Origin of the sequence: uncultured Nevskia sp. (assembly GCF_903885465.1) — a bacterium.
GTDB lineage: Bacteria > Pseudomonadota > Gammaproteobacteria > Nevskiales > Nevskiaceae > Nevskia.
The window spans coordinates 1-5,046 of record NZ_CAISIQ010000336.1 but is presented as its reverse complement, the minus strand read 5'-3'; the positions used below and the strand labels follow the sequence as shown (position 1 = coordinate 5,046).

Annotated in this window: 6 protein-coding genes; 5 read left to right on the top strand and 1 reads right to left on the bottom strand. The window is 64.1% G+C overall.

Annotated features, from left to right (window positions below):
- On the top strand, positions 1–1,423 hold a 1,423-nt coding region (locus QZY06_RS13165), incomplete at its 5' end, for an alginate export family protein (RefSeq protein ID WP_295685152.1).
- An 84-nt stretch (positions 1,424–1,507) separates the two neighbouring features.
- Here the strand turns inward: QZY06_RS13165 and QZY06_RS13160 are convergent.
- The gene (locus tag QZY06_RS13160) at positions 1,508–2,578 is read right to left on the bottom strand and encodes a hypothetical protein (RefSeq protein WP_295685149.1); all 1,071 of its coding nucleotides are present in this window, start codon (positions 2,576–2,578) and stop codon (positions 1,508–1,510) included.
- Between the two features lie 115 nt (positions 2,579–2,693).
- Between QZY06_RS13160 and QZY06_RS13155 the strand changes: the two genes are divergently transcribed.
- From QZY06_RS13155 to sdhA, 4 genes are all read left to right on the top strand, one after another.
- The gene (locus QZY06_RS13155) at positions 2,694–2,882 is read left to right on the top strand and encodes a DUF1674 domain-containing protein (protein ID WP_295685146.1); all 189 of its coding nucleotides are present in this window, start codon (positions 2,694–2,696) and stop codon (positions 2,880–2,882) included.
- Between the two features lie 57 nt (positions 2,883–2,939).
- Positions 2,940–3,338 carry a succinate dehydrogenase, cytochrome b556 subunit gene (gene sdhC, locus QZY06_RS13150; RefSeq protein WP_295685144.1) on the top strand — a complete coding sequence of 133 codons (399 nt, stop codon included), beginning with the start codon at positions 2,940–2,942 and terminating at the stop codon, positions 3,336–3,338.
- A 104-nt stretch (positions 3,339–3,442) separates the two neighbouring features.
- The gene (gene sdhD / locus QZY06_RS13145) at positions 3,443–3,823 is read left to right on the top strand and encodes a succinate dehydrogenase, hydrophobic membrane anchor protein (protein ID WP_295685140.1); all 381 of its coding nucleotides are present in this window, start codon (positions 3,443–3,445) and stop codon (positions 3,821–3,823) included.
- 5 nt (positions 3,824–3,828) lie between these two features.
- Positions 3,829–5,046, top strand: a 1,218-nt coding sequence (gene sdhA / locus QZY06_RS13140) for a succinate dehydrogenase flavoprotein subunit (RefSeq protein WP_295685137.1), incomplete at its 3' end; no start/stop codon positions are given.

The following is a 5,046-nucleotide window of genomic DNA, read 5'->3' as shown; positions in this document are numbered from 1 at the left end:
GCTGCGTGCGCCGACTGATGTGCTGGATCTCCTGCAGATGGTCGACATTCTGCTCGATCCGGATCAGCGCACTCCGGCGTACCACACCTACGCGACGTTTCCGAAGGTCGATCTCAAAAGCGTCCAGAGCCTCGAATGGCTCCCGGGGCTTTCCACGATCGGCGCGGATGGTCGGCCGGCAGTGATTGCGGAAGCCAAGCAGCAAGCGACGCTGAAGATGAACGAAAAGGGTGCACGTGCACGTGCGGCTGACGAAATGCGCGCTCGACGCGGCTTTTCGAACGCCACCATGTTCACCGTCGATCAGCCGTTCCTGCTGCGCACGCGCGCGTATCTGGCGGTCAAGAACAAGTTCGATCCGTTCCGCTTCACGGTCGAGATCAGCGACGCCCGCCGCTTCAACAGTGACTTCCCGCGCGATGTCCGCGATTCCAATTTCCAGGAACCGATCCAGCTCTACGGCGAGCTGTTCTTCAAGCAGTCCTGGGTCGCCGACAAGCAGCTGAGCCTCAAATTCGGCCGCCAGGCCTTCGAGTACACCGATCGCCGCCTGCTGGCCCGCAACGAGTTCCGCAACACCACCAACAATTTCGACGGCATCCGCGCGATCCTCGGCAAGCAGTCGGATGAATGGCAGCTCGATGCGCTGTTGCTGCAGCCGATCCTTCGCGATGACAACGGCTTCGACAAGCGCGACAAGGCCAACACCCTGCTCGGCCTGATCGGCGACTACCGCGGCATTTCCCAGTACATCACCTTGCAGCCGCTGTACCTGGTGCTGAAGCAGGATGGCAACAAGATTTCCACCGGCATCGAGCGCGAGATCCACACCATCGGCCTGCGCGGCTACGGCATCGTCGGCAAGACCGGCTTCGACTACGACTTCTCGTACAACAAGCAGGTCGGCAACGATGGCCCGCGCAAGCACGATGCGCTCGGCTATACCGGCGAACTCGGCTACACCTTCGCGCAGCCCTGGAAGCCGCGCCTCAGCGCCACCTGGAACTTCGGCTCCGGCGACGACAACCCCAACGATCAGCAGAGCGGCCGCTTCGATCGTCTGTTCGGCTTCGCCCGGCCGTTCTCGCAGGATGACTACTTCCAGTTCGAGAACATCGAAGCGACCAAGATTCACTTCGAGCTGACCCCGTCGAAGACCCTGCAGTGGGATGCCGGTTTCAGCTGGTATTCGCTGAACTCCGCGACCGATCGCTGGAATAACGCCGGCCTCCGTGACCCGACCGGCCAGAGCGGCACCTACGTTGGCCACGAGGCCGATACCCGCCTGGTCTGGACGCCGTCGCGCTACTTCCAGACCGAGTTGCTGTACGCCTATTTCAAGTCCGGAACCTTCGCCGAGAACGCCGGCCGCGGCGGCACTTCGAACCTGTTCTTCGCGCAGTTCACGTTCAGCGCGTTCTGAGTCTCTGCCGAGCGCAAGCGGTCAACAAAAAAGCCGGGGCTTCGTGATGAAGCCCCGGCTTTTTCAGTTCAGCGAGTTCCGCAATCAGCGCAGCAGCGCGAGTTCCGGGCCGTCGGCGCTGCCGATGCGCAGGGCAGTCGAATCCTGCTGGCTGGTCTGCAGCACCACCAGCAGGGCCTGGCCGCCGTCCGGATGGAGAGCGGTATCGAGAACATCGCCGACGCTCTGGCCTTCGCTGCCGGCGATTACCACCGGCGCACCACGGGCGATCGTGGCGGCCGAGCTGCGGCCGATGAACATCCGCCGCTTGAGATTGCCGAGATAGTGCAGACGGGCAACGATTTCCTGGCCCGGATAGCAGCCCTTGGTGAAGCTGATGCCGTCGAGCTGATCGATGTTCATCATCTGGGCGACATGCTGCTCGCGGGTTTCCGGGTGCAGCGCCGGGAAGCCGGCGAGGATGTCGGTCAGCCGCCAGGCCTCGGTGCCGACCGGCCGCGCATGGGCTGCCAGCTTCGGCCACAGCGCCGCCAGCCGTTCCGCCGGGCCGTGCAGTGAATAGCGGTTCTGCGGCCCGCGCCGACGCATGATGACGATGCCGTCGACCTCCGCGCACAGGCACAGCACGCTCGGCACCAGCAGGCCGGCGGCTTCGAGCACATGGTCGGCATTCGGGCCGGCGACGCCGATCGAGATCGCTTCGGCACCGGCGTCGTCGAGCGTCACTTTCGAGCGCATCACGAACATGCGCAGGCGCTTCAGGGTTTCGGCCAGCACGCTGCGGCTGGTTTCCAGCCAGATGTCGTCGCCATGGCGCAGCGAGACGAAGATCGCCAGCACCCGGCCTTTCGGCGTCGAGTAGCTGGCGAGCTGGCCACGGCTCGGCGTCAGTTCGCGGATATCGCTGCTCAGCTGGCCCTGCAGGAAGGCGTCGCGATCGGCGCCGCGGACTCGGATGGTGCCGCGATCGGCGAGCGGGGCGATCACGTCGGCGTCGAGTGCGGCCGCCGCTTCGGCATGGCGATCGCCGAAATCGGGCAGATCATCGCTGCCGATACTGGCGCCGAACAGGGTTAGCCAGTCGAAACCGGCGGGCAGCCCCGAGGGCAAACCCGGGGGTAGGGGAGCGGCGACAGGCGGCGTCTCATGGGGCATTAGAGCGTTCAAGTGACACATTTCGTTGCCATCAATGCCTGAATTTTGTCACACTAGCGAGGTTAAGCAGACCTCATTGATCGTGACCTCCTCTATCCCACCCGCTGCCCCTGCCGTGACCGACGACGCGTCGGTCGAAGTACCGCAGGACGTGTCCAGCGTATCGGGATCGGCATCTGCCACGCCGCAGGGCGCGACTAGCGTTCCCCCGGCCGTGGTTCCCGAAATCGGAGGGCGCCGCGACGGCACCGATCCGACGCGCTTCGGTGATTGGGAAAAGGGTGGTCGTTGCATCGACTTCTAGCCGCGGACCGTCGATACGAGCGTCCGCACGCCAATCCCCCTCAGGAACCTTGATGCCATGTCCGTGAAGCCCGCGTCGTCCAATCGCCCGCTGTCGCCGTTCATGATCGGCCCGTATTACAAGCCGCAGCTGACCTCGATGTTGTCGATCACCCATCGTCTGACCGGCCTCGCGCTGGCCTTCGGCACGATCTTCATCGCTGCCTGGGTCACGGCCGCTGCGACCAGCCCGGAGGCCTACGCTCAGTTCGCCTGGGCCGCCAACAGCATCATCGGCAAGCTGTTGCTGATCGCCTACACCTGGGCGCTGGTCTATCACCTGTGCAACGGCATTCGCCATTTGTTCTGGGACACCGGCCGCGGCTTCGCGCTGAAATCGGCCTACGCCAGCGGCTACGCCGTGGTTGGCGCATCGGTGGTGTTGACCGCCGTGATCTGGGTTGCCGCGTATCTCTGAGAGTCGGATCTTCCCGGTCATGACCGAGCATGAACATCCTGTTCAATACCCGGCCATTCATCGCCGGGGCTGCTCAATGAAAATTTCTTTATTTGGAGAGTGCTATGAGTCTTAGATCCCCGTTGTCTCAGGCCCGTGGCCTGGGTTCGGCCAAGGACGGTGTCGGCCACTGGTGGATGCAGCGGATGACCGCCATCGCCCTGATCCCGCTGTCGCTGTGGTTCGTGTTCAGCCTGGTCCGTTTTCCGCTGCTCGACCACGCGACGATGGTGGCCTGGATCCACGCGCCGCTGGTCGCCGTGGCACTGGTGCTGTTCTTCCTCGCGATGTTCTATCACGCGGCCCTCGGTGTTCAGGTGGTGATCGAGGATTACGTCGGCAATGAAGGCGTGAAGCTGGTCAGCATCGTGGTGACCAAGCTCGCGCTGTTCGCATTCGGCGCGGCGGCCATCTTCGCCGTGCTCAAGATCGCCTTCGGAGCCTGATACAAATGACTTCCAATACAAGCTATCCCATCGTTCATCACGAATACGACGTCGTCGTTGTCGGCGCCGGCGGCGCTGGCTTGCGTGCCACCGTCGGCCTGTCCCAGGCCGGCCTGCGTACCGCCAACCTGACCAAGGTGTTCCCGACCCGTTCGCACACCGTCGCTGCCCAGGGCGGCATCTCCGCTGCACTCGCCAATATGGGCGAGGACGACTGGCGCTGGCACATGTACGACACCATCAAGGGCTCCGACTGGCTCGGCGACCAGGATGCGATCCAGTACATGTGCCGCGAAGCGATCCCGGCGATCATCGAACTCGAACACTGGGGCGTGCCGTTCTCGCGCACTCCGGAAGGCAAGATCTACCAGCGTCCGTTCGGCGGCATGACCACCAATTACGGCGAAGGCACCGCGCAGCGCACCTGCGCCGCCGCCGACCGTACCGGCCACGCGATGCTGCACTCGCTGTACCAGCAGAGCCTCAAGAACAAGGCCGAGTTCTTCATCGAATACTTCGCCCTTGATCTGCTGACCGATGCCGATGGCTCGGTGCACGGCGTGCTGGCCTGGGATCTGGCCACCGGCAGCCTGCATCGCTTCCGCGCCAAGCAGGTCATCCTCGCCACCGGCGGCTACGGCCGCGCCTATTTCTCGGCGACCTCGGCGCACACCTGCACCGGCGACGGCAATGCCATGGCGCAGCGCGCCGGCATTCCGCTGCAGGACATGGAGTTCGTGCAGTTCCACCCGACCGGCATCTACGGCTCGGGCTGTCTGATCACCGAAGGCGCGCGCGGCGAGGGTGGTTACCTGACCAACTCGAAGGGCGAGCGCTTCATGGAGCGTTACGCGCCGAACCGCAAGGATCTCGCTTCGCGTGACGTGGTCTCGCGGTCGATGACCATCGAAATCCGCGAAGGCCGCGGCGTCGGTGCGGAATCGGATCACATCCATCTGCATCTCGAACACCTTGGTCCGGACGTGCTGCACAAGCGTCTGCCGGGCATTTCCGAGACGGCGAAGATCTTCGCCAATGTCGACGTCACCAAGGAGCCGATTCCGGTTCTGCCGACCGTCCACTACAACATGGGCGGCATCCCGACCAACTTCTACGGCGAAGTGGTCACCAGCCATGACGGCCAGACCGACACCATCATCCCGGGCCTGATGGCCGTCGGCGAAGCGGCCTGCGTGTCGGTGCACGGCGCCAACCGCCTCGGC

Coding starts and splice junctions, on each gene's coding strand:
- QZY06_RS13160 (WP_295685149.1), bottom strand. CDS start 2,578: ATGCCCCATGAGACGCCGCCTGTCGCCGCTCCCCTACCCCCGGGTTTG.
- sdhC (WP_295685144.1), top strand. CDS start 2,940: ATGTCCGTGAAGCCCGCGTCGTCCAATCGCCCGCTGTCGCCGTTCATG.
- sdhD (WP_295685140.1), top strand. CDS start 3,443: ATGAGTCTTAGATCCCCGTTGTCTCAGGCCCGTGGCCTGGGTTCGGCC.